This window comes from Paracoccus limosus (assembly GCF_009711185.1).
In the GTDB taxonomy this organism is placed as follows: Bacteria; Pseudomonadota; Alphaproteobacteria; order Rhodobacterales; family Rhodobacteraceae; genus Paracoccus; species Paracoccus limosus.
In genome coordinates, this window is the sequence record NZ_WMIF01000030.1 from 1 (window position 1) to 24,337 (window position 24,337).

The 24,337-nt window shown below is 64.9% G+C and carries 21 protein-coding genes; 13 read left to right on the forward strand and 8 right to left on the reverse strand.

What is annotated here, in order from left to right; all coding sequences use genetic code 11:
• Nucleotides 1–105 precede the first annotated feature (105 nt).
• From GL279_RS16265 to GL279_RS19475, 4 genes are all read right to left on the reverse strand, one after another.
• Nucleotides 106–1,215: an AAA family ATPase gene (locus tag GL279_RS16265; protein WP_155065666.1), complete on the reverse strand. Its 1,110-nt coding sequence runs from the start codon at nt 1,213–1,215 to the stop codon at nt 106–108.
• Between the two features lie 75 nt (nt 1,216–1,290).
• Nucleotides 1,291–2,079, reverse strand: coding sequence for a metallophosphoesterase (locus GL279_RS16270; protein WP_155065667.1), 789 nt, complete (start codon nt 2,077–2,079; stop codon nt 1,291–1,293).
• A 233-nt stretch (nt 2,080–2,312) separates the two neighbouring features.
• Nucleotides 2,313–2,663 (reverse strand): IS66 family insertion sequence element accessory protein TnpB, encoded by a 351-nt coding sequence (gene tnpB / locus GL279_RS16275; RefSeq protein ID WP_211371348.1) that lies wholly within the window; start codon nt 2,661–2,663, stop codon nt 2,313–2,315.
• Nucleotides 2,660–3,247 (reverse strand): DUF6634 family protein, encoded by a 588-nt coding sequence (locus GL279_RS19475; RefSeq protein WP_246175356.1) that lies wholly within the window; start codon nt 3,245–3,247, stop codon nt 2,660–2,662. Before GL279_RS19475 ends, tnpB begins: the two co-directional genes overlap by 4 nt.
• A gap of 635 nt (nt 3,248–3,882) precedes the next feature.
• Between GL279_RS19475 and GL279_RS16285 the strand changes: the two genes are divergently transcribed.
• The 5 genes from GL279_RS16285 to GL279_RS16305 all read left to right on the forward strand — a co-directional run bounded on the left by GL279_RS16285 (nt 3,883) and on the right by GL279_RS16305 (nt 9,007).
• Nucleotides 3,883–4,770 (forward strand): class II glutamine amidotransferase, encoded by an 888-nt coding sequence (locus GL279_RS16285; RefSeq protein ID WP_155065669.1) that lies wholly within the window; start codon nt 3,883–3,885, stop codon nt 4,768–4,770.
• 2 nt (nt 4,771–4,772) lie between these two features.
• A complete protein-coding gene (locus GL279_RS16290) occupies nt 4,773–5,456 on the forward strand; it encodes a GltB/FmdC/FwdC-like GXGXG domain-containing protein (protein WP_155065670.1) in 684 nt (227 codons plus the stop codon).
• An 11-nt stretch (nt 5,457–5,467) separates the two neighbouring features.
• Entirely contained in the window at nt 5,468–6,793 is a 1,326-nt protein-coding gene (locus tag GL279_RS16295) for an FMN-binding glutamate synthase family protein (protein ID WP_155065671.1), read from the forward strand.
• An 81-nt stretch (nt 6,794–6,874) separates the two neighbouring features.
• Nucleotides 6,875–8,179 carry a type III glutamate--ammonia ligase gene (gene glnT, locus GL279_RS16300; protein ID WP_155065672.1) on the forward strand — a complete coding sequence of 435 codons (1,305 nt, stop codon included), beginning with the start codon at nt 6,875–6,877 and terminating at the stop codon, nt 8,177–8,179.
• Between the two features lie 180 nt (nt 8,180–8,359).
• Nucleotides 8,360–9,007 (forward strand): FadR/GntR family transcriptional regulator, encoded by a 648-nt coding sequence (locus tag GL279_RS16305; RefSeq protein ID WP_155065707.1) that lies wholly within the window; start codon nt 8,360–8,362, stop codon nt 9,005–9,007.
• Here GL279_RS16305 and GL279_RS16310 read toward each other — a convergent pair.
• Nucleotides 8,991–10,253 carry an ABC transporter substrate-binding protein gene (locus GL279_RS16310; RefSeq protein ID WP_155065673.1) on the reverse strand — a complete coding sequence of 421 codons (1,263 nt, stop codon included), beginning with the start codon at nt 10,251–10,253 and terminating at the stop codon, nt 8,991–8,993. The two genes, GL279_RS16305 and GL279_RS16310, sit on opposite strands and share 17 nt — an antisense overlap.
• Nucleotides 10,254–10,424: 171 nt before the next feature.
• Here GL279_RS16310 and GL279_RS16315 point away from each other — a divergent pair, with 171 nt between their 5' ends.
• The 6 genes from GL279_RS16315 (at nt 10,425) to GL279_RS16340 (ending at nt 17,994) form a co-directional block, all read left to right on the forward strand.
• Nucleotides 10,425–11,768 (forward strand): NAD(P)-binding domain-containing protein, encoded by a 1,344-nt coding sequence (locus tag GL279_RS16315; protein ID WP_155065674.1) that lies wholly within the window; start codon nt 10,425–10,427, stop codon nt 11,766–11,768.
• Between the two features lie 54 nt (nt 11,769–11,822).
• The gene (locus GL279_RS16320; RefSeq protein ID WP_155065675.1) at nt 11,823–14,186 is read left to right on the forward strand and encodes a trimethylamine N-oxide demethylase; all 2,364 of its coding nucleotides are present in this window, start codon (nt 11,823–11,825) and stop codon (nt 14,184–14,186) included.
• 30 nt (nt 14,187–14,216) lie between these two features.
• Nucleotides 14,217–15,356, forward strand: coding sequence for an aminomethyl transferase family protein (locus GL279_RS16325; protein WP_155065676.1), 1,140 nt, complete (start codon nt 14,217–14,219; stop codon nt 15,354–15,356).
• A gap of 68 nt (nt 15,357–15,424) precedes the next feature.
• Nucleotides 15,425–16,024, forward strand: a complete 600-nt coding sequence (locus GL279_RS16330) for a dimethylamine monooxygenase subunit DmmA family protein (protein ID WP_155065677.1) — start codon at nt 15,425–15,427, stop codon at nt 16,022–16,024.
• The gene (locus GL279_RS16335; protein ID WP_155065678.1) at nt 16,024–16,944 is read left to right on the forward strand and encodes a PDR/VanB family oxidoreductase; all 921 of its coding nucleotides are present in this window, start codon (nt 16,024–16,026) and stop codon (nt 16,942–16,944) included. The genes GL279_RS16330 and GL279_RS16335 overlap by 1 nt, the downstream gene beginning before the upstream one ends.
• A 9-nt stretch (nt 16,945–16,953) precedes the next feature.
• Nucleotides 16,954–17,994 (forward strand): heme-dependent oxidative N-demethylase family protein, encoded by a 1,041-nt coding sequence (locus GL279_RS16340; protein WP_155065679.1) that lies wholly within the window; start codon nt 16,954–16,956, stop codon nt 17,992–17,994.
• Between the two features lie 57 nt (nt 17,995–18,051).
• Here the strand turns inward: GL279_RS16340 and GL279_RS16345 are convergent, their stop codons facing one another.
• Entirely contained in the window at nt 18,052–19,794 is a 1,743-nt protein-coding gene (locus tag GL279_RS16345; RefSeq protein ID WP_246175357.1) for a trimethylamine N-oxide permease, read from the reverse strand.
• Nucleotides 19,795–20,181: 387 nt separating this feature from the next.
• Nucleotides 20,182–21,063 (reverse strand): DMT family transporter, encoded by an 882-nt coding sequence (locus tag GL279_RS16350; protein ID WP_155065681.1) that lies wholly within the window; start codon nt 21,061–21,063, stop codon nt 20,182–20,184.
• 120 nt (nt 21,064–21,183) lie between these two features.
• Here GL279_RS16350 and GL279_RS16355 point away from each other — a divergent pair, with 120 nt between their 5' ends.
• Both GL279_RS16355 and GL279_RS16360 read left to right on the forward strand, forming a co-directional pair.
• Nucleotides 21,184–22,020: an AraC family transcriptional regulator gene (locus tag GL279_RS16355; RefSeq protein WP_155065682.1), complete on the forward strand. Its 837-nt coding sequence runs from the start codon at nt 21,184–21,186 to the stop codon at nt 22,018–22,020.
• A 60-nt stretch (nt 22,021–22,080) separates the two neighbouring features.
• On the forward strand, nt 22,081–22,716 hold the full coding sequence (locus tag GL279_RS16360; protein ID WP_155065683.1) for a helix-turn-helix domain-containing protein: 636 nt from the start codon (nt 22,081–22,083) through the stop codon (nt 22,714–22,716).
• Nucleotides 22,717–22,763: 47 nt separating this feature from the next.
• Here the strand turns inward: GL279_RS16360 and GL279_RS16365 are convergent, their stop codons facing one another.
• On the reverse strand, nt 22,764–24,164 hold the full coding sequence (locus GL279_RS16365; RefSeq protein ID WP_155065684.1) for an ammonium transporter: 1,401 nt from the start codon (nt 24,162–24,164) through the stop codon (nt 22,764–22,766).
• Nucleotides 24,165–24,337 lie beyond the last annotated feature (173 nt).

Sequence of the window (24,337 nt, forward strand, 5' to 3'; positions counted from 1 at the left end):
TCAGCATCCCGTGCTCGGCCTCCGATAATCATCGAAGGCACAATGGACCCAACCCCCGGTCGGTGGGGTCCCTTTTGGACGCCGATCACCCCAGAAGCGGGGTCCTTATTGCAAGCCGTTCAACAGTTCCAGCTCGGCGGCGCGTTGCAGCATGCGAGCCGCGACCCGAAGGCTGGGCTGATGCTGCCGCAGGGAGGGGTGGGACAGGATCTCGCAGATCGCCTCGATGGAGGTCTCGGACAGGGCACGCTTCGCGCCCTCGCGGCGCACGAAGGCCAGCAGTTCCGCAAGGATCAGATGACGCAGCCGGATCGGCGGGCACCGGCTGAGCAAGGGCCCGGGCAGCAGCCGGCAATCGTTCGAGGTCAGCACCCAGATCACCCAGCTCATGTCGAACTTCACCTGGTAATAGGGGCAGCTCCAGCGCTGTGCGGTCAGTGGTTCCAGCAGCGGCAGCAGCGCCTCGGCCAGACCGAAGGCCTGCCCGCTGGTGGATGTGGCCCGACCGGCCTTTTCGACCTCGTCGACCACCATCACCGGATTGGCGATGCGGCTTTGCAGCACCGTTTCGATCAGGCGGCCGGGATACGACCCGCCCCAACCGCGCTGCGAACCGACAATGCCGAACGATGCGTTTTCCCCGGTGGCCTCGATCACGGTGGTGGACGTGGACAGCAGCGCTCCGAGACGCCGGGCCCAATGGCTCTTGCCGATGCCCGGTGGACCGTCGAGCAGGAGCGGCGGCATCCTGAGGCCCGGCCAGCCCTCGCGCACCGAGCGGCGCATCGCGTGCCAAACCATCTCGGTGGCGGGGGCCATCCAGGGCATGTCCTCGTGCAGGGCCGCGGCCAGTTCGTCGGCGTGATGCTCATTCCGGATGGAGATCAGCCGGGCGCCGTCCTTCAGCACCTCAAGCCGCTCAAGGTCATCGCGCTTCAGATGTTCGAGGCCGGAGGCTACCTTGCGACATTCCAGGATCCGCTTGACCCGACGCTTGATGCGGGCCTCGTCGTCATCGCCGAACCTGATGATACCCATCAGATCTGCGTCCGAGATCTTGCCTGGCGCGTCGATCTCGTCGGGCGGGGCCGGAAGGTCCGGAGGGATCCTCCTGCAGCGCAGCTTGCGCAGACGCCGCATGAAGCGAGTTTCGAGCTCGATGCGGCCCTCGGCCGGGTTGAAGAAGCGGGCTTCTATGAAAGGGATGGTGGACATGGGAACACTCCGGGCATGAGGGGGCCATCGGCCGAGAGAGACCCGGCCGGGGAAGAGGGTTGGGGGGAATGGTGGTCAGGTGCCGGGGAAGATCAGGCCGCGCAGGAGAAGTTCGGCCTCACCGCCCTCGGGCACCTTGTCGGGATAGCCGAGCGAGACGTTGACAACCGGCGCGCCGCGGATGCGGGTGGAAAGCGGCCGGTGGGTATGCCCGAAGAACCAGTAATCAGGCCGGTGCGCCTCGATCCAGCCGTCAAGATCCGAGGTGAAGGCCGGGCTGATGCCGGAGATCGGACCGGAGACCGCCGGGCTTGGGGCGTGATGGGTGACGATCACGGTCTGCCCTTGCCAGGGTTTGGTGACCTCCCGCGACAGCCAATCGAGGTGATCTCGGTGAATCTCGACGGTATCCTCGGGGCGGATAAGCCCGCCCTCCGCCCGGCGGATCCGGGCGTAGTCCAGCATCCCCATTCCGGCGCGGACCATGGCCGCCTCCGGATCGCCGGTCAGCGCGAAGTCGGTCCAGAGCGTGCAGCACAGCAGGCGGCAGGTGCCGAAGGTCAGAACCTGCTTCTGGGCAAGGTGCACCCCGGCGGCTTTGGTAAGCTCGTCGAGCGGCCCATCATCGAGCGTGGCACCGTAATAGTCATGGTTGCCGGGGATCACCCAGATCCGGGCGGGCGAAACCAGCCGCGCGATCCGGGACAGCGTCCAGGGCCAATTCCGCTGCGGATCATTGGCCAGATCGCCCGCGATGATCAGCGCGTCGAGGTCACGCAGCACCGGCAGGATTCCGGCGAACGGATCGCGCCCGGCGCGGGCCCAGAGGTCCAGGTGCAGGTCGGCGGTGATCAGGATGGTCATTGGCCTCGTGCCCTTGCGGTCAAAGCGGGGTTGGACACCCCCCAACCCGGGCGTAGCGTGGTCGGCCATGGCCTGCGGAGTGATGGAGACCGGAGCGACAGCCTGGTTGTGCAAATGTTCGGACAGCATGGGATTACCCTTTGAATACAGGCATGATGGATCGGAGCCGTGGCACGAGATGCCCGGCGCTATGTGGATTGGAACCGGAAGGGATCTTCCGGCCTACAGGGTGCTCAGAGGAACGAGGGCTTGCGCACCGATGCCGCCGTCACGGCGCGCCAGTCGATCCCCTCGAACAGCGCGTCGAACTGCACCTTGCTCAGCACCACCGGACCGGCCTGCGGTTTCGGCCAGGTGAACCTCCCGCCGTTCAGGCGCTTCATGGTCAGCACCAGCCCGGTGCCGTCCCAGACCAGCAGTTTCAGCCGGTCGGCGCGGCGGGAGCGGAACACGTAGACGGCGCCATCGAAGGGATCGAGCTCGAAATGGTTGGCGACATGCGCCACCAGCCCGTCTATCCCCTTGCGGAAATCGACCGGCTCAGAGGCCAGAAAGATGCGGAAACGGCCGGCGGGGGAAATCACTGCGAGGCCCTCAAGAGGGTAGGGCGTGGCCGGCAGGCATGCATCAGGCGAACAGTCCGAGCAAATTCCGAAAGCAGACTTTCCAGCATCCTCGGGTCGATGGGCATATAGCCTGCGGCCTCGATCATGCCTATCTGGCGCGCGATGCCGTTCAAATGCGAGGGTGCCCGTGACCGTTGCTGGGCGAAGGAAAGACCCAGGCGGATCAAGCCCTGCAAGCTGCGGGCCCAGCCGTCAGATCGGTCAATCACCAGAAGTCGGGGTGTCAACACAGGGCGGCGCTCGAGGCAGGGATCATCCATCAGCACACCCCAAAGCGCAGGAAACCCTTGCATGGAAAGGCAGGGCTGCCAGGCCTCAAGGACCATCGCGTGTGCGAGATCGTTGGGGCAGGGCGGGTCTGCGCAAAGCAAGGCGAGAATGCGCCCGAAATGCTTCTCGAAGATCGATGCGCGGGCTGTTGTGACCTTTGAGTAACCGTGAAGGGATGGCGGCAGCGGCTCGGCAGCCGGAGCGCGTAAGTTGATAGAACAGGACAGCATCTTCAGCGGACCTTTCACCATAACCTGCCGTTCAGGGAACAAAGATTCTCCGGCGCAGCAGCGACAACATTGTAGCTGGCCAGCCAGTGCTCCGAGGCTATCGCTGGTCAGTGCCTGAGGTGTTGCTGAAATGTTCCCGCTGCGTCAATCGGGCCGAACGAGTATCGCAGTGGCCTCGGCCTCTGGTTGGAAGGGAAAGCGAGAAAGTCGGTCGTGACTGTAAGAGATTGAAATATATCAACATCGATCAGGTCGACGGTCCGATGGTAAACATTTGGCCAACCAATGGTCGCCGAAACGGGCCAAATGGCTTCTTTTTGGCCGTCGGTTCATCATCGGGTGTCAGGGCGGAGGTGATCATTCCACTTTACCTCTACAGATCAAAAACACGATAACCAGAGTTATGTAATCAACCTACCTCCAACCTCGCGATCCCGTCACCCGCACACCCATCCTCATTCACGCCACACGACTCAACCTCCCGTTCCCCGAGAATCATCTGCCCAACCCCGCAGCAGAATCCGCGTGCCCATGCCGCGCAGCGGGCTTCTGTGCCTGTAAACTGGGCCGGAAATGTCCAGCGCGGCATGGAGATCAGCGCATAAAACTTTTCTCTTTAAGAAATCTTGTTTCCTGATAATAATTCCAACAGTGACCTCGCAGCGATGGAGACGAAGATGTGCGGCATCGTTGGCCTTTTCCTCAAGAACGAAGGATTGCGGCCCAAACTCGGTGACATGCTGACCGACATGCTGATCACCATGACCGACCGCGGCCCCGACAGCGCCGGCATTGCGATCTATGGCGATGAGGCTGGCGCGTTGAAAATGACGGTGCAATCGGACACGCCCGATGCCACCTTCCACGGCCTTGATGTGGCGCTGTCGCATGCGCTGGAAGGGCCGGTGAACATGCGCGTGATCGACACCCATGCCGTGCTGACCCTGCCCGAAGGCACCGAGGCGCAGGCCCGCGCCTTCATGGTCGAAAAAGGCATTCGCATCATGGGTGCCGGCCATTCGATGGAGATCTTCAAGGAAGTCGGCCTGCCCAAGGACGTGGCAGCGCGGTTCCACCTGCGCCAGATGGGCGGCAGCCATGGCATCGGCCATACCCGCATGGCGACCGAAAGTGCGGTGACGACCATGGGCGCGCATCCGTTTTCGACCGGCGACGACCAATGCCTTGTGCATAACGGCTCGCTCTCGAACCACAATGCCATGCGCCGCGTGCTGACCGAAAAGGGCTTCGCGCCGCAGACCCATAACGATACCGAGGTCGCCGCCTGCTATATCTCGTCGCGGCTGGCCGAGGGTGCCAATCTGGGCGAGGCGCTGGAAGGCACGCTGGACGATCTGGACGGCTTCTTTACCTTCGTCGTCGGCACCAAGAACGGCTTTGGCGTCGTGCGCGACCCCATCGCCTGCAAACCGGCGGTGATGGCCGAGACCGAGGATTACGTGGCCTTTGGCAGCGAATACCGCGCACTCGCCAACCTGCCCGGCATCGAGACCGCCCGCGTCTGGGAACCCGAGCCCGCCACCGTCTATTTCTGGGAACGCTGAGCATGCAGAGCATCGACCTTGCCACCACGCCGTTGCGTGAACTCAACAGCGCCCTGCAGGCGCAGGCCGCGCTGACCAACCAGACCGAATGGGAAATCCTGAACCCCAAGGGCGCCCATGCCATCGCCGTCGGCCTTGACGCGCCGATCGAAGTCACGGTCAAGGGCTCGACCGGCTATTACTGCGCCGGCATGAACAAGCAGGCGACCGTCAAGGTGACCGGCTCGGCCGGGCCGGGGGTCGCAGAGAACATGATGTCGGGCACCGTCATCATCGACGGCGACGCCAGCCAATATGCGGGCGCCACCGGCCATGGCGGGCTTCTGGTCATCAAGGGCAATGCCTCGTCGCGTTGCGGCATCTCGATGAAGGGCATCGACATCGTCGTGCATGGCAATATCGGCCATATGTCGGCCTTCATGGCGCAATCGGGCAACCTGGTCGTGCTGGGCGATGCCGGCGACGCGCTGGGAGACAGCCTGTATGAGGCGCGGCTGTTCGTGCGCGGTTCGGTGAAATCGCTGGGCTCGGACTGTATCGAAAAAGAGATGCGCCCCGAACATGTCGAGATCCTTCGCGATCTTCTGGACCGCGCCGGGGCCGATGCCGATCCTTCGGAATTCAAACGCTACGGCTCGGCCCGCAAGCTCTACAACTTCCACGTCGACCACGCTGGCGCCTATTGATGAAGGACATCATGGACAAGACCCCGCAGACCAAGCCGCGCGACAGCTGGACCTACAGCCCCGAGATCAACGCCGAGATCCGCCGCGCCGCCGACACCGGCATCTATGACATCCGTGGTGGTGGCGCGAAACGCCGTGTGCCGCATTTCGACGACCTGCTGTTCCTTGGCGCCTCGATTTCGCGCTATCCGCTGGAGGGCTATCGCGAGAAATGTGACACCTCGGTCACGCTGGGCACGCGGTTCGCCAAGAAGCCCATTGAGCTGAAGATCCCCGTGACCATCGCCGGCATGTCCTTTGGCGCGCTGTCGGGTCCGGCGAAAGAGGCGCTGGGACGCGGCGCGACGCTGGCTGGCACCTCGACCACCACCGGCGACGGCGGTATGACCAATGAGGAACGCGGCCATTCGCAAAAGCTGGTCTATCAATACCTGCCCTCGCGTTACGGTATGAACCCCGACGACCTGCGCCGCGCCGATGCCATCGAGATCGTTGTGGGTCAGGGCGCCAAACCCGGCGGCGGCGGCATGCTTCTGGGCCAGAAGATCACCGAGCGCGTGGCGCGCATGCGCAACCTGCCCATGGGCATCGACCAGCGGTCGGCCTGCCGCCATCCCGACTGGACCGGGCCGGATGATCTGGAGATCAAGATCCTTGAAATCCGCGAGATCACCAATTGGGAAAAGCCGATCTATATCAAGATCGGCGGCGCGCGCCCCTATTACGACACCGCGCTGGCGGTCAAGGCCGGGGCCGATGTCGTGGTGCTGGACGGGATGCAGGGTGGCACGGCGGCGACGCAGGACGTGTTCATCGAAAACGTTGGCCAGCCGACGCTGGCCTGTATCCGCCCCGCCGTGAAGGCGCTGCAGGATCTGGGCATGCACCGCAAGGTGCAGCTGGTGGTCTCGGGCGGGATCCGCACCGGCGCGGATGTGGCCAAGGCGCTGGCCCTTGGCGCCGATGCCGTCGCCATCGGCACCGCCGCGCTGGTGGCGCTTGGCGAGAACGATCCGAAATGGGCGTCGGAATATGCCGCGCTTGGCACCACTGCCGATGCCTATGACGACTGGCACGAGGGCAAAGATCCGGCGGGCATCACCACCCAGAACCCCGAGCTGATGCAGCGCTTCGACCCGATCGAGGGCGCCCGGCGGCTGCGCAACTATCTTGCGGTGCTGACGCTGGAATGTCAGACCATCGCGCGTGCCTGCGGCAAGAGCCATGTCCACAATCTGGAACCCGAAGACCTCTGCGCCCTGACCATCGAGGCCGCTGCCATGGCCGGCGTGCCGCTGGCGGGCACCAGCTGGGTCCCCGGCCAGAGCGGTTTCTGAGCCCCCGGCTTCTGACTTGCGGCCAGAGGGCGGGGCCATGCACCCCGCCCCGGCCTGAACCCGAACCAACAGGGAATTCCCATGACGGATCTCGCTGCCTTCGCCCGGGACAAGGGCATCAAATACTTCATGATCTCTTATACCGACCTGTTCGGCGCGCAGCGCGCCAAGCTGGTCCCCGCGCAGGCCATTGCCGATATGCAGGAAAACGGCGCGGGCTTTGCCGGTTTCGCGACATGGCTGGACCTGACGCCGGCGCATCCCGACATGCTGGCGGTGCCGGATCCGACTTCGGTGATCCAGCTGCCGTGGAAACGCGATGTGGCCTGGGTCGCCTCGAACTGCGTCATGGCCGGCGGCGGGCCGCTGGATCAGGCGCCGCGCAACGTGCTGAACCGGCTGGTGGCCGAGGCGGCCGAGCTGGGGCTGGACGTCAAGACCGGGGTCGAGCCGGAGTTCTTTCTGCTGACTCCCGAGGGCACGCAGATTTCCGACCCCGCCGATACCGCCGTGAAGCCCTGCTATGACCAGCAGGCGGTGATGCGCCGCTATGACGTGATCGCCGAGATTTGCGATTACATGCTGGAACTGGGCTGGGAGCCCTATCAGAACGACCACGAGGATGCGAACGGCCAGTTCGAGATGAACTGGAAATACGACAGCGCCCTGGCCACCGCCGACAAGCACAGCTTTTTCAAGTTCATGACCCGGTCTGTCGCCGAAAAGCACGGGCTGCGCGCGACCTTCATGCCCAAACCGATCATGGGCCTGACCGGCAACGGCTGCCATGCCCATATCTCGGTCTGGACCCGCGATGGCAAGAACGCCTTTTCCGATCCGTCCAAGGAACTCAGCCTCTCGGACGAAGGGCGCAATTTCCTGGGCGGGATCATGAAACACGCCTCGGCGCTGGCGGCGATCACCAACCCGACGGTGAACAGCTACAAGCGCATCAACGCGCCGCGCACCACCTCGGGCGCGACATGGGCACCGAACTCGGTCACCTGGACGGGCAACAACCGCACCCATATGGTGCGCGTCCCTGGGCCCGGCCGGTTCGAGCTGCGCCTGCCCGATGGCGCCGTGAACCCCTATCTGCTGCAGGCCGTCATCATCGCCGCCGGTCTTTCGGGGCTGAAATGCAAGGCCGATCCGGGCAAGCGCTGGGACATCGACATGTATGCCGAAGGCCATACCGTCACCGGCGCGCCCAAGCTGCCGCTGAACCTTCTGGATGCGATCCGCGCCTATGACGAGGATCCGGGCCTGAAATCGGCGATGGGCGATGCCTTCTCGGCGGCCTATATCAAGATGAAGACGCAGGAATGGAACGCCTATACCGCGCATCTGACGCAATGGGAGCGCGACACCACTCTGGACATCTAGTGGCCTTTTGGTCGCGGTCTGGATCAGAACTGGATCAATTGGTTCCTTGATGGATGGCACTTCCGGGCCGGGCACGCTATGACAAAGGCGTGCCAGTCCGGGAATGCCGTCTTGTCTTCATTGCCGCAGTTACCGCTTCGCAATCTTGCCGATGCTTCGGCGGGAAGCTCGACCGTGCAGATGGTGGTTGAGGCACTCAGCCGCCGCATCGCCTCAGGCGATTACCCGCAGGGCAGCCGCCTGCCGTCCGAGCGCGCTTTGGCCGCCAGCCTGAACGTTGCGCGAAATACCCTGCGCGAGGCGCTGGAACAGCTTGAGAAAAGCGGCCTGATCCTGCGCCGCGCCGGTGCCGGCTCCTATGTCACCCAGCCCGAACATTGGGACAATGCCGCGCCGGTCATGGCCGCGACCGGGCCGCTGCATCTGCATGTCGTGCGCGGCATCCTTGAACCCGAAATCACCCGGTTGGCGATCCTGAACATGCCGCCGGTGACGCTGGACCTGCTGGCCCGCATCCATGAGCGCATGCAGACCGAAACCGATGCCGCAGGGTTCGCCCGGCTGGAAGAGGATTTTCTGGAGGCCTTGGCGCAGGGCACCGGCAATCCGCTGCTGTCGGCCTGCTACAATCTGGTCATCACCACCCGCCGCCAGCGCCACCGCAGCGCCATGTTGCGCCGCCATATGACGCCCGAACGCATCGACCAGCAGCGGCAGGGCTATGGCGCGCTGCTGTCGGCGCTGGCCGCCCGTGACATTGCCGAGGCCGTCGATCTGGTGCAGCAATTGCTGCTGGAGGAACAGCGCCTGTTTATGCAGGAGGACTGACCGGCCCGCGCTGCTGCCACAGCAGCCCCAGCGCGCGCATCTGCGCGATCAGCTCGGCCTCGTGCCGGTCCAGCCAGCCCAGAACCGAGCCAAAGCTCTGGATTCGCGCCCGTCCTTCGACCACCCGCACCACCGGCCAGCTGCCGACCAGCGCATTGTCGATGCCGAACAGCGCTTCGCCATGCCAGCGCGCCGGGCCAAAGACCTGCATCATCTGGCCGCCGCGCTTCATCGCCTCCAGCACCGTCAGCGGATCTGTGGTGCCTGCAATTTCGACAGCTGCGTGCCAAAGGTCCAAAACGGCGGCATATTCCCAGCTGACCGCCGACCATTGTCCCGGAAAACGGTCGTGATAGCTGGCGTGAAATCCCGCCGGCTGGCGGAAAAAGAACGCCGTGCCGGCCAGCGCCGGATCGTCGAAATCCGGGAAATTGAAGGTGAAATTTTCCATGAAACTGGTTGAAGTTCGCGCGACAAGCCTTTGATAATTATCTGCTGTCGCGCTTAGAATCGGGCCGTCGAACCCGGCGCGCCATGCGGCTTCGGTCAGGGCGTGGACCATATGCGGCTCGGCCGAACACCAGCACAGCACCTCGGGGCGCGCCTCCAGCATGGCCGCGACCATGGCTTCGGCATCGCGCGCGGCGGGGGGATAGCGCAGCTCGCGCACGATCTGCATGTTCTCGGCGGCAAAGGCGGTGCGATAAGTGGCCAGCGAGGGGCGGCCCATCATGTCCTCCTGGCTGCACAGGGCGACGCGGCGCAATTCGGGGCGCTGCCGGGCCAGCCATTCGACGGCGGTGACGACAAAGACCGGATGCACCTCGGAGGGGGCGATCAGGCTGGGTGTCTGCGGCGACAGATCGAATGGCAGCAGCGTCGAAACCAGCGCATGCCGCGCCATCAGCCAGGGCAGCGCCGGCGCAAGGCTGTCGCCACCCAGCGCCAGCACGATGCGCGCCCCGGCGCGGTCCACCAGATCGCGGGCGGCGGCCAGCGTTTCCTGTGGTGACAGCGCGGCGTCGCGGGCGGTGATCTCGACCCTTTGCCGGCGGCCGGCGACGATCATGCCGCCCTGTTCGTTCACCCAATCCGCCCAGATCCGGCAGCCGTCCAGCCCCGGCTTGCCCCATGGCGCCGAAGGTCCGGTCAGTGGCGCAAGAAAGCCGATTCGCACCGCGCCACCGCGCAACTGGCGCGGCAAGGCGCCGCCGACGGCGATTCTCTGGGCTAGGGACATGCTCATTTTCTCATCCTTGGCGGTCAGGATTTTCGCGATCCGGCCCGGAAAAGCAAAGCATCAATATTCATGACAAGAAAAACTCTTGACCTGGAGGCGAACCAGTGCCCGTAATTGGTTCACACCAAATAAATCGGAATCAGAAACTGGTCCGAACCAAACAACCGGGAGAACAGCATGACCCAGCGTGTCGCCGTGATCGGCGCCGGTCCTTCGGGACTGGCCCAGCTGCGCGCCTTTCAATCCGCCGCCCGCAAAGGCGCCGAGATCCCCGAGGTGGTCTGTTTTGAAAAGCAGTCGAACTGGGGTGGGCTGTGGAATTACACGTGGCGCACCGGCACCGATGAACATGGCGAGCCGGTGCATGGCTCGATGTATCGCTATCTGTGGACCAACGGCCCGAAAGAGGGTCTGGAATTCGCCGACTATCCCTTCGAGGAACATTTCGGCAAGCAGATCGCCTCATATCCGCCGCGCGCGGTGATGTTCGACTATATCGAGGGCCGGGTGAAAAAGGCCGGGGTGCGCGACTGGATCCGCTTCAACTCGGTGGTGCGCTGGATCGAATATGACGAAGAGGCGCAGGACTTTACCGTCACCGTCCACGACATGACCCGCGATCATGTCTACAAGGAACGTTTCGACCACGTCATCGTCGCCTCGGGGCATTTCTCCAGCCCCAACGTGCCGGAATATCCCGGTTTCGACCAATTCTATGGCCGCATCACCCATGCCCATGATTTCCGCGACGCGCGTGAATTCAGCGGTCAGGATGTGCTGGTCGTCGGTGCCTCGTATTCGGCCGAGGATATCGGCTCGCAATGCTGGAAATACGGCGCGAAATCGGTGACCTCCTGCTATCGCTCGGCGCCGATGGGCTTTGCATGGCCTGACAATTGGGAAGAAAAGCCGGCGCTGGTCCGGGTCGAGGGCAAGACCGCCTTTTTCACCGACGGCAGCAGCAAGACGATCGACGCGATCATCCTGTGCACCGGCTACCGGCATTATTTCCCCTTCCTGCCCGACGATCTGCGGCTGAAGACCAAGAACCGGCTGGCGGCGGCGGATCTCTACAAGGGCGTGGTCTATGTCGACAATCCGCGCATGTTCTATCTGGGCATGCAGGATCAGTGGTTCACCTTCAACATGTTCGACGCTCAGGCGTGGTATGTGCGCGACATCATCATGAACCGCATCGCCGTGCCCGCCGACAGGCAGGCCCTGATGGCTGACGTGGCCGAACGCGAGGCCCGCGAAGAGGCCAGCGATGACGTGAAATATGCGATCAAATACCAGGGCGACTACGTCAAGGAGCTGATCGCCGACACCGATTATCCCAGCTTTGATGTCGATGGCGCCTGTGAGGCCTTCTTTGAATGGAAGCATCACAAGGTCGATGACATCATGGGCTTCCGCAACCATTCCTACCGCTCGGTCATCACCGGGACCATGGCGCCCCCGCACCATACGCCGTGGAAGGATGCGCTGGACGACAGCATGGAAGCCTATCTGCGCAACTGAACCCCCACTGGGGCGCACGTTCCCCGTCGCCCCTTTTTTATGCGAAGGCCGGCCATGACCAGCATCACCTATCCTCGCCTGCTTCGTCCCGGACCGCCGCAGCCCAGCGGCTTGCGGCTGGCGGGGGCGTCGGGACATGCGCCGGCCCAGGAGCGCCACAGCGTTGCGGGCGGCGGGGCGGTGCTGCTGGCCATGGCGCAGGGCGACCGCCTGACCGTGATCAATGCCGAGGGTGGCCAGCGCGCCGAGCTGATCGGCAGTTTCATGGACGGCCGCCCCGGCCTTCTTGGTCCCGCGGAAGAGGAGCCGCAGGGCCTGCGCCGCGCGCTGGCCGGGAATGACGCAAGCCTGACCCGGCTGGCGCGCGGCATCGCCGCGCGCGGGATCGATCTTGGCCGACCCTGCGCGATCACGCTTTTTGGCGCGGACAGCCCGGCGGGCGACAGCGCCAACTTTACCGCCGAGGCCGCCGGCTGGCTGATCGTCTGCGCCCCGGCCGATCCGATGCCGCCCGAGGCCGGCGATACAGCCAGTCCTCTGACCCTGCTGATCGAACGCGCCAATCCGCAGGTCCGGCAGGGCTTTGATCTGCCCGATCCGCTGGCCGAGCCGATCCTGGACATCCGGGTGAAATCCGCGACCGCGAATGCCTATCTGGTCCGCGCCGGGGAATATATCCAGATCCTTGACGTGGATGGCCGGCAATGCACCGATTTCCAGTGCTTTGACGCGCGCAAGCTGGACCGGGGCATCCAGAACCCGCTGGACGTGACCACGACCCGCACCATTCTTGGCCACAGCTATGCCATGCCCGGCCTGCATGCGAAATATTTCGATCAGGACATGACGGCGCTGGTCGAGGTGGTGCAGGACACCTGCGGGCGGCATGACGCCTTTGCCATGGCCTGCGCGGCCAAATATTACGACGACATCGGCTATCCCGGCCATGCCAATTGCTCGGATAATTTCAACGGCGCGCTGGCGGAATACGGCGTCGATCCGCGCAAGGGCTGGATGGCCGCGAATTTCTTCTTCAACACATGGATCGATGCCCATGGCGTGTTGATGACGGACGAGCCGTGGTCGCGGCCGGGCGATTATGTGCTGCTGCGCGCCCTGACCGATGTGGTCTGCGTCAGCTCGGCCTGCCCCGATGACACCAGCCCCGCCAATGGCTGGCATCTGTCGGACATCCATGTCCGCAGCTATGCCGCCACCGAGAAATTCCAGCGCGCCATCGCATGGCGCCCCCTGCCCGAAAGCCCGCCGATCATGACCCGCCAAACCGCCTTTCACGACGATTTTGCTGCGCTGACCCGCGATTTCATCGAATACAAGGGCTTCTGGCTGCCCAATACCTTCCCGAACTCCTCTCCGGTCGAGGAATACCGCGCCTGCCGCGAGGGCGTGGCCGTCATGGACCTGTCGGCGCTGCGCAAGTTCGAGATCACCGGCCCTGATGCCGAGGCCCTGATGCAATGGGTGCTGACCCGCGACGTGAAAAAGCTGGGCGACGGGCAGGTGGTCTATTCGGCGATGTGCTACCCGCATGGCGGCATGATCGACGACGGCACGCTGTTCCGCATGGGGCCGGACCGGTTCCGCTGGATCGGCGGCAGCGATTTCGGCGGCGAATGGATGCGCGAACAGGCGCAGGCGCTGGGGCTGAAGGTGATGATCCGCGGCTCGACCGATCAGCTGCACAACCTTGCGGTGCAGGGGCCGAAAAGCCGCGCGCTGATGGATCAGGTGGTCTGGACCGCGCCGCATCAGACCGCGATCACCGAACTGGGCTGGTTCCGCTGGACGACGGGCCGCATCGGCGGCCCCGAAGGCGCGCCGGTCGTCGTCTCGCGCACCGGCTATACCGGCGAGCTGGGCTATGAGCTGTTCTGCCACCCCAAGGACGGCGCCGAGGTCTTTGCCGCCATCTCTGCGGCGGGCAAGCCGATGGCACTGCGGCCGATGGGCCTTGCGGCGCTGGATCTGCTGCGCATTGAGGCGGGGCTGGTCTTTGCCGATTACGAATTCACCGACCAGACCGACCCGTTCGAGGCCGGCATCGGCTTTACCGTGCCGTTGAAATCCAAACCCGACGATTTCATCGGCCGCGAGGCGCTGATCCGGCGCAAGGACAATCCACGCTGGAAACTGGTTGGGCTGGAAATCGACAGCCGCATCCCGGCCCATCACGGCGATTGCCTACATATCGGGCGCGCGCAGGTGGGCGAGATCACCTCGGCCATGTGGTCGCCGATCCTTGACCGCCAGATCGCGCTGGCCCGCGTGGACGTGACCCATGCCGCCGAGGGCACCGCGATCGAGGTCGGCAAGCTCGACGGCCAGCAAAAGCGCCTGCCCGCCCGCATCACCGCCTTTCCGCATTACGACCCCAAGAAAGAACGGCCGCGTTCATGACGGCCCGAACGACCAACAGGAGGTAAAGACATGACGAATTCCTGGCGTTTCTCGACGCTTGCCGACCGCCACCGCGCCCTTGGCTCGGATCTGGAGGATTGGAGCGGCATGGCCACCGCCTGGTCCTATACCGCTGGCGACCCGGATGCCGAATATATGGCGATCCGCACCAAGGCCGGGCTGATGGATGTTTCGGGCCTGAAAAAGGTGCATATCACCGGCCCCGCCGCCAGCCATGTGATCGAGCGCGCGACCACGCGCAACATGGAAAAGCTGATGCCGGGCCGCTCGGTCTATGCCTGCATGCTGAACGATGCCGGCAAGTTCATCGACGATTGCGTGATCTATCGCACCGGGCCGAATGCCTTCATGGTGGTGCATGGCTCGGGTCAGGGGTTCGAGCAGCTGACCATGGCGGCTTACGGGCGCGATGTCTCGGTGCGCTTTGACGACAACCTGCACGATCTGTCGCTGCAAGGGCCGCTGGCGGTGGATTATCTGGCGAAGCACGTGCCGGGCATCCGCGACCTGCCCTATTTCGCGCATCTGCAGACCTCGCTGTTCGGCAAGCCGGTGATGATCTCTCGCACCGGCTACACCGGCGAGCGCGGTTATGAGCTGTTCATCCGCGGGCAGGACGCGCCCATGGTCTGGGACCGCATCCTTGAGGAAGGCCGCGACATGGGCATCATCCCCTGCCGCTTTACCACGCTGGATATGCTGCGCACGGAAAGCTATCTGCTGTTCTTCCCCTATGACAACAGCGAGATGTATCCCTTTGACGACCAGCCGGGTGGCGATACCCTGTGGGAGCTGGGTCTGGATTTCACCGTCAGCCCCGGCAAGCAGGGCTTTCGCGGTGCCGAAGAGCATTACCGCCTGAAGGGCAAGGAGCGCTTCAAGATCTGGGGCCTGAAACTTGAGGGATCAGCGGTGCCCGGCAACGGCGCGCCGGTGTTCCGCGATGGCAAGAAGATTGGCGTCGTCACGCAGGCCATGCATTCGCCCCTGAACGGCTGGACCGTCGCCATCGCCCGCCTGCCGGTCGATTGCGCGAACGAGGGCACCAAGCTGGTCGTCAACTGCGCCACCCATGGCGAGATCGCCGCGACCACCGCGTCGATGCCCTTCTTTGATCCCGACAAGAAGCGGCGCACCGCCAAAGGCTGATCGCCCCCCTGGCCGGGGGGTGCCTCCCCTCCCTCCGGCAGCCAATGCAACCTGCCAGGGATGAGTCCATGAGCACCCCCCCGCCCACTTCAACGGGCTTTGCCAGCCGGCCGCTGCACGCGCCGCTGCTGGCTCGGCCCTGCACTGCCGCCTTGATGATCGCCGACGAGGCCGGCGCCAGCGCGCTGCTGGCTCTGGCCGAGGCCACGCCCGAATTGATGCCCCGCACCACGGTCCTGCTGGCCGATGCAGGCGTGATGAATGCCGCCCTGCGCGCCCGCGCGCCCGCCCGGCTGGTCGAAACCCCCTTGGCCGGGCTCGAGCCCGCGCTGGACGCGCTGCTGGCCGAGGCCCGCATGGGCCTGCAGGTCCATGTCGCCGGCAGCGAGGGGCTGATCGGCCGCGCCGTGGCGCGCCTGCTGGCCGCCGGCCTGCCTCTGGGCGCGATCCAGTCCGAGCATCGCGGCTCTCCTGCCCGGCGGATGCAATGCGTCCATTGCAAGACCATCGCCGAAGACATCACCACCGACCCCTATACCTGCCCCGGCTGCGGCCGCGCGCTGTATGTGCGCGAGCATTTCTCGCGCCGGCTGGGGGCATTCCAGGGCGTCTGCATCGATGCCGAAACCCCCGGCGAGGTGCCCGAACCCGTGGAGATCCAGAGCTGATGCAAAGTCTGAAACTGACCCGGAAAGAGCCGCTTTCCCCCCGCATCACCCGCTTTCGCTTTGAACACCCCGAGGGCGCGCCCTTGCCGATCTTTGCCGGCGGCGCCCATGTCATGGTCCAGATGCAGGACGGCGCGGTGCTGCGCCGCAATGCCTATTCGCTGATCTCGGACCCGGCCGATCGCTCGGGCTATGAAATCGCCGTGCAGCGCGAGGATCAGGGCCGCGGCGGCTCGCGCTGGATGCATGAACAGGCGCAGCCCGGCATGGTGATGACCATCGGCGCGCCGGTGAACCTGTTTGCGCTGAACCTGACCGCGAAACGGCATTTGCTGATCGCGGGCGGCGTCGGGATCACGCCGTTTCTGGCGCAGGTGCGCGATCTGGGCCGTATCGGTGCCCCCTATGAGCTGCACCACGCCATCCGCAGCGCGGCCGAGGCCGTGCCCCTGCCCGACGGCGCCCGGCTGCATGTCAGCGATCAGGGCTCGCGCATGGATCTGGACGCGATCCTCTCCGGCCAGCCGCTGGGGACGCATCTTTACGTCTGCGGTTCGGACCGGATGATCCGGGCGGTGCTGGATGCCGCGCGCGGCCTTGGCTGGCCCGCCGATGCCCTGCATTCCGAGGAATTCCTGGCCCCCGCGCCGGGCGAGCCCTTTGCCGTCCATTGCGCGCGCAGCCACAAGACGCTGACCGTGGGCGCGCATCAAAGCCTGCTTGAGGCGCTTGAGGCCGCCGGCATCGACGCGCCATGGCTGTGCCGGGGCGGTGCCTGCGGGCAATGCGAAACCGATGTCATCGCCTGCGATGGCACGATCGACCATCACGACCACTGGCTGGATCCCGACGAGCAGGCGCATAAGATCATGCCCTGTGTCTCGCGCTTTCGCGGCCAGCTTCTGACCATCGACCGATAGGAGCCGGCCATGACACTGACGTTCAACAAGGAAAGCTTTCGCGGCGATTACAGCTATCACAACTCGCCCGCCGCAATCCGCCGCTTTCCCTTTCCCTTCGACCGCGACGAATACATGTATTCGGTCAATATGGAGCCGCACAAAGGCGGCCGCGACGGCAGCGTGTTCCAGCGCCGCTTCGACGTGGACGAACATTACGTGGCCGAGATGGAGGACCGCGCCATCACGCTGGCCCGCGATCCGATGCGCTGCCAGTCGCTGCCGCATATGCGGCTGGCGGGCTGGGATCTGCTGGAACTGATCATGGTCTCGAAATCCGAGGATTATCCCGACTTGTTCCAGCTGACCCGCGACGGCGACCGCTGGCGCTGGGTGAACAAACCCCTTGGCATCGACGACACCTTCACCTTTCTGGACGATGCCACCCTGCCCCATGGGCCGATGGAATATATCACCCGCCAGACGCAGGGCGATTTCGCGGTGCTGGACCAGCGCGAGGGCAATCTGTGGATGGATGCCGGCATGATCACCAGTCAGGCCGACTGGTCGCTGGATTTCGACATCGGCATGAACTTCTTTGAATGGCACGCACCGGTGCCGCGCGCGGCGGAAATGGGCATCTTTCAGCGTGCGCTGAAATTCCTGATGAACGTGCAGGTGGATACGCCGGCGCGGCGGCTGAACTGGACGATGACGGTCAACCCGCGTCTGGATACCTCGCCCGAGACCTATCCCGAATGGGGCCCGGAAAAGCGCAGCCTGACCCCGGACAACATTGGCGAGAAACAATATCTGCGGGTTGAGCTGCAGACCTTCTGGCGGCTGCCGCGCTCGAACGGGCTGGCCTTTCCGATCCGCTGCTACCTGTGTTCGCTGCAAGACATCGTGACGGTGCCGAAATGGGGCCGCCGCCTGCATCGCGTCATCCGCGACCTGCCCGACGATCTGGCCACCTACAAGGGCTTCCTCGTCAACAAGCCGCTGATCGTCGATTATCTGGCACGCTTCGATGACGGCGCGCCGACCTCTCCCGGCATCTGGCCCGACTAAACGGCGCGGACCCGGGGGGGAAATAGGGGCTGGCCCTTGGGCCAGCCCTTTTTCATGTCAGCCCGGCAGGACGAAGAAGCGGTTGGCCCAGAACACGATCCCGGCCCCCAGCAGCAGCGCCAGATAGGGCAGGATGCCGGCGCGGCGCTGGCCCAGATGCTCGCCATCGGCGGGCAGGCCCAGATCCTCCATCGCCTCTGCGGGGAAGCGACCCTTGTCCACGACGTAATGGCGCCAGCAGAACACCGGGATGATCAGCGCGGCAAAGATCACGCCCGAGATCAGCGCATTGGAATAGCCCCAGACCTTGGCGCCCGCGCCCAGAAACAGCGCGTTGACAAAGGCCAGCACGGTGTTCAGCCCGATCAGCCACAGCGGCGCCTTCCACGGCCGGGCCAGATGCGCGCTGTCGATGCGGTGGATCCAGCCGGCATTCAGGTTCAGGAAGTTGAACATGATGTAGCCCACGTTCGAAATCGCCAGCACATAGAAATAGCCGCTGACATCCGAGGCCAGCGCCAGCAGGAACAGGTTGAAGGCGAAATCGGTCCACATGGCGCTGGTCGGCGCGCCCTGTTCGTTCACATGGCCCAGATATTTCGGCAGCCAGCCATCGCGCGAGCCCTGATACAGCGTGCGCGACGATCCCGCCATCGCCGTCATGATCGACAAGAACAGCGCAAGGATCATCAGGATGGTGAACAGCTGCGCCACCACCGGGCCGGCGCCGATCATGCTGCCCAGCACCTCGGCCACGCCGGTGCCATCGACGATGCCCGGCGCCAGCATGCCCTGCAGGCCCAGCACGCCCTGAAAGGCAAAGGGGATCAGCGTGAAGAACACGCAGCAGAGCAGCCCCGAAAAGAAGATCGCCTTGAACGTATCATGGCGCGGGTCGCGCAGCTCGCGCGTATAGCAGACGGCGGTCTCGAACCCATAGGTGGACCATGCGGCGATATAGAGCCCGCCCAGAACCAGTGTCCAGCCGCCGATGCTCCACGATCCGTTCTCGCCCGAATAGGCGGAGGTGGGCGGCACCAGCCCGGTGACATTGGCATAGTCGATGCTGCCGGTCAGGATCGGAACCAGCCCGACCAGCAACAGCGGCACCAGCACGATGATCGCCAGCCATTTCTGCGCCGAGGCGGTCGAGGCGACGCCGCGATGCTGGATGGCGATGATCAGCAGCATCAGCGCGGTGCCGATCAGGAAGGTGGCATTGAAATGCAGCGCGCCAAGGCCCGGAATGGGCAGTTCCAGCGCGGTCCAGCTGCGGATCGCGGGCGTCAGCGCCGCGACCCCGTCCTGCGCCAGCAGCGCCTGCATCGCATCGGTCGCCGCCACGCCCGGATGCGCGGCAAGGTATTCGACCACGCGCGGGCTGTCGGCGGCAAGGCTGGCGGCATGGGCCGTGATCCAGTCCAGCACCGGCTGGCTGCCGGCCAAAGGCACCGGGAACAGCGCGTTCAGGATATAGCCCGCCGCGATGGCGCAGCCCAAGGACAGCACCGGCGACCAGGCGAACCAGTTGCACCAGACCGACAGCGGCGCGATCAGCTTGGAATAGCGCAGCCAGGCGGTGGCGCCATAGACCGAGGTGCCGCCCGACTTGTTGCCGAACATCCCCGCCATCTCGGCATAGGTAAAGGATTGCAGGAATCCCATCAGCATGGACACCGTCCAGACCACGAAGGCGACCTTGCCGGTGGTGCCGGCAATCCCGCCGATCGAGAACAGCACCAGCGGCGGCACCCCCGCCGCAATCCAGAACGCGCCCTTCCAGTCAAGGGCGCGGATCATGGATCCCTGGGCGACATCCCCTTGTTCCGAGGTTTCAGCCGATACGGAAGACATGGATCATACTCCATCAGACCGTTCCCCGTGGTGTCATGAAAATGGGGCCGTAGCCTCTTTGCGATGGGCATGGTTCCCCCTGCTTGGCCGGTCCCTTACCGGCATGTCGACGTTTTTTCCGTCGCGGGCGCCCTGATCGCCCGATGTGCCAAGCTCGCCGCAAAACCGGGCTTCGCGCAAGAAAAATTTACAGGTGGGAAAATAATTTTCTTGGCTTTCCCCGCCCGGCTGTGCGCCGGCACCGGTTTTCGGCCTTGGGCTGCGGCGGGTTGCCCGCCAGCGGGCAGGACGCCGAAACCATGGGCAGCGCCGTCCCTGCCCGATGACGCGGGATCAGGCCGGGGCGTGCCGGGGGCGCCGGGGCGCGAACATCACCAGATTGCCCAGCCCGGTGATCGCCAGCCCCGCGACCGCCGGCGGCGTCCAGACATAGCCCTCATAAAGCGAGGACAGCGTCAGCGCGACCACCGGAAACACCACCGTCGCATAGCCGGCCCGGGCCGAGCCCTGCCGCGACACCAAAAGCAGATAGCAGGTAAAGCCCGCCACCGATCCGATCGCCGCCAGATAGGCCGTGGCCAGCCAGTAATCGGGCTGGCGCGGCAGCGCGAATCCCTGCCCCTGGATCAGGATCAGCCCCGCCAGCAGCGCCGCCCCCATCGGCATGCCCCAGGCATTGGCCGTCACCGGCGTCACGCCCAGCTGGCCGTTGCGGCGCGAGGCCATGTTGCCCAGCGAAAAGCACATCGTCCCCAGCGCCGCCCAGCCGATGCCCTGCAGGCTGGGCGCATCAAAGCTGACCACCAGCCGGTCCCAGAACAGCAGGACCAGCCCCGTCACCCCCAGCGCCGCCGCCAGCAGCGTGCGCGGGTTGATGCGATCGCCGAAAAAGATCCGCGCATTCACCGCGTTGAACACCGAGGCCAGGGCAAAGATCACCGAGACCAGCCCCGAGGGGATCAGCAGCGCCGCATTGTAAAGACAGACGAAATTCAGGCTGAACAGGCACAGCGCCTGCACCAGCACAAAGCGCCATGCCTTGGGCCGCTGCAACCGGCCCATCAGCGCCAGCCCCGGCAGCATCAGCGCCGCCGCCAGCAGAAAGCGGTGAAAGACCGCGACCAGCACCGGCGCGCTTTCGACCTGAACGGCAATACCGATCCATGTCGTGCCCCAGATCAGCACGGTGGCAAGAAACAATGAGACATCAAGCATGGCGGACTCCGGCGTTACCGGCCGAGTCTAGCGCCGCGCGCGCAGGCGGGATTGCACGATCTTGCGGTAATCGGCGCGTGGCCCCTTCGCGCGCGCCGGGTCGGGCGCTAGAATGGGCGCATGCAACGCAGCATTCAGGATTTCCTTGGCGGTTCGGCCAATGCCTTATGCCTTGCCCGGATGGATCTGGGCGGGGGCGGCACCGTCACGATCTGGGAAAACCACGACGACCGCGTGCGCTACGACGGGCCGGCCGGCCATGTCTTCAGCCTGTATCTGCATGGCGGCGAGGCCACGCGCCGCGTCGATCACCGCCCGCGCGCGGGCCATGCCGGCGCAATCTGCATCCTGCCCGAGGGCCACGATTCCACATGGCAGATCGGGGCGCGGTTCCGTTTCGTGCATCTGGCGCTGGGGGATATGTCGCTGCGCGCGGCTTTTGCCCGCATCCATGACCGCGACGCCCGGCTCTTGGACCTGCCCGAGCTGACCTTTGCCGATCAGCCGGCGTTGGCGCGGCCGCTGGCGGGGCTGGCGCGGGCGGCCATGGCCGGGGCGCGGATCGCGGCCGAGGCCGGCGTGGCCGAGCTGATCGCCGCCCTTGGCCCGCGCGCGCTGCGCCTGTCGGGCGGGCTGAGCCCGCATCTGATGCGCCGGCTGACCGACTGGGCCGAGGCGCATCTGGACCAGCCGATCCGGCTGGCCGCCATGGCCGAGCTGGCCGGCATGTCCGAATTCCATTTTCACCGCATGTTCAGCCTGACCGCCGGCTGCACGCCACAGGGCTGGATCACCGCCCGCCGCATCGACCGCGCCCGCCGCCTGCTGGCCGGCCCGCTGCCCATCGCCGAGATCGCGCTGGCCTGCGGCTTTTCCGGCCAAAGCCACCTGACCCGCGCCTTTCGCGCCCAGACCGGACTGACCCCTGCGGCATGGCGCCGGGCGCTTGCGGCCTGATCGCCGTTGCACCAACCCGCCGCAGCGCGCAAGATAGGCTTTCCCACAGAAAGAGGACCGATGACCGAGACCCGCACCAAGCTGAACCAGAACCCCCATGCGCTGCGCGATCTGCCCGAGCGCAATCTGGAGGTGGCCATCGGTCGCGTGGTGCGCGAGCTGCGCAAGCGTCAGCGCATGACCGGCTCGGATCTGGCAGCGCAGACCGGGCTGTCGGTGGGCATGCTCTCCAAGATCGAGAATGGCGTCATCTCGCCCTCGCTCAGCACCTTGCAGGCGCTGGCCAATGCGCTGCGCGTGCCGCTGGTGCAGCTGTTCAACGGCTATGCCGAGCCGCGTGGCGCCATGCATGTGAAATCCGGCATGGGGGTCGAGACCGAGCGTCAGGGCACCCGCGCCGGCCATCAGTATCACCTGCTTGGCCATATCGGCTCGAACAATTCGGGCGTCGTGGTCGAGCCCTATCTGATCGTGCTGACCACCGAAAGCGACCGTTTCCCCACCTTCCAGCACGAGGGCATCGAGATGCTTTACATGCTGGAGGGCACCGTCGGCTATCGCCATGGCGAACAGGTCTATCATCTGGAACCGGGCGACACGCTGCTGTTCGATGCCGATGCGCCGCATGGGCCGGTCGATCTGATCCAGCTGCCGGCGCGCTATCTGTCGGTCATCACCTATCCGCAGGCAAAATAGCAAAGGCCGGGCACAAGTGGCCCGGCCCCGCCGTCATTCTGGCGCGGTCAATGCGCCTTGGCGACCGTCATGGCCGGGCGCGGCACCGGCTGGCCCTCGGCCCCCGCCATGACCAGCGCGCCGCCATAGACGCCATCGCCCAGCCGATAGCCGACCTCGCCATGTTCGGCGATGTCGAGCCCTTCCAGCTCGGCCTCTTCGTCCACGCGCAGCCCGACCAGCGCGCCCGCGATCTTCAGCGCGATCCAGGTCGTCACCACCGAGACCGTCATGCTGAACAGCATGATCAGCACCTGCGGCAGCATCTGCGACAGCATGGTCCGTCCCTCGGCATAGCCGATGCCGCCAAGCGCGGGGGCGGCAAAGATCACCGTCAGGATGCCGCCGACAAAGGCCGCGACACCATGCACGCCGAACACGTCGAAGCTGTCGTCATAGCCAAAGCGGTGCTTGACCACCTCGACGAAGAACACGCAGACCGGCGACACCAGCGCACCGACAAGGATCGCGCCGGCCGGGCCGACAAAGCCGCAGGCCGGCGTGATCGCAACCAGCCCGGCGATGGTGCCCGACAGCAGGCCAAAGGTGCTGGGCTTGCCGCGATGCGCCCATTCCACCGCCATCCATGCCAGCGCGCCGCCCGCGCCCCCCAGCATGGTGTTCAGCATGATCACCATGGCATAGCCATTCGCCGCCAGCGCGCAGCCGCCGCAGAATGCCAGCCACCCGACCCACAGCATGGCGCCGCCGGTATAGGTCATCGTCATGTTGTGCGGCGCCATCATCTGGCTGCCGTAGCCCTTGCGCGGGCCCAGAACCAGCGCGCAGACCAAGGCCGCCATGCCCGCATTCAGGTGCACCACATTGCCGCCGGCGAAATCCTGCACGCCGATGCCAAAGACCCAGCCGCCGCCCCATGCCATATGCGCCATCGGGATATAGTTGATGGTCAGCCAGACGCCCATGAAGATCAGGACGGCGGCGAATTTCATCCGCTCGGCAAAGGCACCGACGATGATCGGCGGCGTGATCGCGGCGAACATCATCATGAACATGACATACAGATATTCCGGGATCGTCCCGACCAGACTGTCGGCATTGACGCCCGACAAGAACAGCTTGGACGTGCCCCCGATCAGCCCCTGCATGCCGCCGCCATCGGCAAAGGTCAGCGAATAGCCGTAAAGGATCCACAACACGCAGATCAGCGAGATCGAGGCGATGATCTGCGTCAGCACCGACAGCACGTTCTTGCTGCGGGTCATGCCGGCATAGAACAGCCCAAGGCCCGGCAGCATCATCAGCATGACGATCAGGGCGCAGGTGGCGACAAAGGCGGTGTCGCCGGCACTCAGCACGGGTTCGGTGTCCTGCGCTTGGGCAAGGCTGGGCAGCAGCGCGGGCAAGATGGCCAAAGACAAGGCCGGGCAGACGGGCTTCAGGTTCATGGCATTCCCCATCATTTCGGTAATGTTCGGCCCATGATCCGTCAGAATCGATTCTGGTAAAGTTTCCGTTCAAGAAACATAGTTGTTATGTGGGAATATTCGCCCGCTGCCGTTTTTCGCGACAGCCTGCCTGTTCCAAGGCCCGGCATCTGCACGATCCGGTCGCGCCTAGC

What these genes read in the sequence shown, in the direction of transcription:
- GL279_RS16285 (WP_155065669.1), top strand. Translation starts at nt 3,883, where the DNA reads ATGTGCGGCATCGTTGGCCTTTTCCTCAAGAACGAAGGATTGCGGCCC.
- GL279_RS16340 (WP_155065679.1), top strand. Translation starts at nt 16,954, where the DNA reads ATGACACTGACGTTCAACAAGGAAAGCTTTCGCGGCGATTACAGCTAT.
- GL279_RS16355 (WP_155065682.1), top strand. Translation starts at nt 21,184, where the DNA reads ATGCAACGCAGCATTCAGGATTTCCTTGGCGGTTCGGCCAATGCCTTA.
- GL279_RS16365 (WP_155065684.1), bottom strand. Translation starts at nt 24,164, where the DNA reads ATGAACCTGAAGCCCGTCTGCCCGGCCTTGTCTTTGGCCATCTTGCCC.
- GL279_RS16320 (WP_155065675.1), top strand. Translation starts at nt 11,823, where the DNA reads ATGACCAGCATCACCTATCCTCGCCTGCTTCGTCCCGGACCGCCGCAG.
- GL279_RS16295 (WP_155065671.1), top strand. Translation starts at nt 5,468, where the DNA reads ATGGACAAGACCCCGCAGACCAAGCCGCGCGACAGCTGGACCTACAGC.
- GL279_RS16360 (WP_155065683.1), top strand. Translation starts at nt 22,081, where the DNA reads ATGACCGAGACCCGCACCAAGCTGAACCAGAACCCCCATGCGCTGCGC.
- glnT (WP_155065672.1), top strand. Translation starts at nt 6,875, where the DNA reads ATGACGGATCTCGCTGCCTTCGCCCGGGACAAGGGCATCAAATACTTC.
- GL279_RS16270 (WP_155065667.1), bottom strand. Translation starts at nt 2,079, where the DNA reads ATGACCATCCTGATCACCGCCGACCTGCACCTGGACCTCTGGGCCCGC.
- GL279_RS16290 (WP_155065670.1), top strand. Translation starts at nt 4,773, where the DNA reads ATGCAGAGCATCGACCTTGCCACCACGCCGTTGCGTGAACTCAACAGC.
- GL279_RS16310 (WP_155065673.1), bottom strand. Translation starts at nt 10,253, where the DNA reads ATGAGCATGTCCCTAGCCCAGAGAATCGCCGTCGGCGGCGCCTTGCCG.
- GL279_RS16335 (WP_155065678.1), top strand. Translation starts at nt 16,024, where the DNA reads ATGCAAAGTCTGAAACTGACCCGGAAAGAGCCGCTTTCCCCCCGCATC.
- GL279_RS16325 (WP_155065676.1), top strand. Translation starts at nt 14,217, where the DNA reads ATGACGAATTCCTGGCGTTTCTCGACGCTTGCCGACCGCCACCGCGCC.
- GL279_RS16345 (WP_246175357.1), bottom strand. Translation starts at nt 19,794, where the DNA reads ATGATCCGCGCCCTTGACTGGAAGGGCGCGTTCTGGATTGCGGCGGGG.
- GL279_RS16305 (WP_155065707.1), top strand. Translation starts at nt 8,360, where the DNA reads ATGGTGGTTGAGGCACTCAGCCGCCGCATCGCCTCAGGCGATTACCCG.
- GL279_RS16330 (WP_155065677.1), top strand. Translation starts at nt 15,425, where the DNA reads ATGAGCACCCCCCCGCCCACTTCAACGGGCTTTGCCAGCCGGCCGCTG.
- GL279_RS16350 (WP_155065681.1), bottom strand. Translation starts at nt 21,063, where the DNA reads ATGCTTGATGTCTCATTGTTTCTTGCCACCGTGCTGATCTGGGGCACG.
- GL279_RS16315 (WP_155065674.1), top strand. Translation starts at nt 10,425, where the DNA reads ATGACCCAGCGTGTCGCCGTGATCGGCGCCGGTCCTTCGGGACTGGCC.
- GL279_RS16265 (WP_155065666.1), bottom strand. Translation starts at nt 1,215, where the DNA reads ATGTCCACCATCCCTTTCATAGAAGCCCGCTTCTTCAACCCGGCCGAG.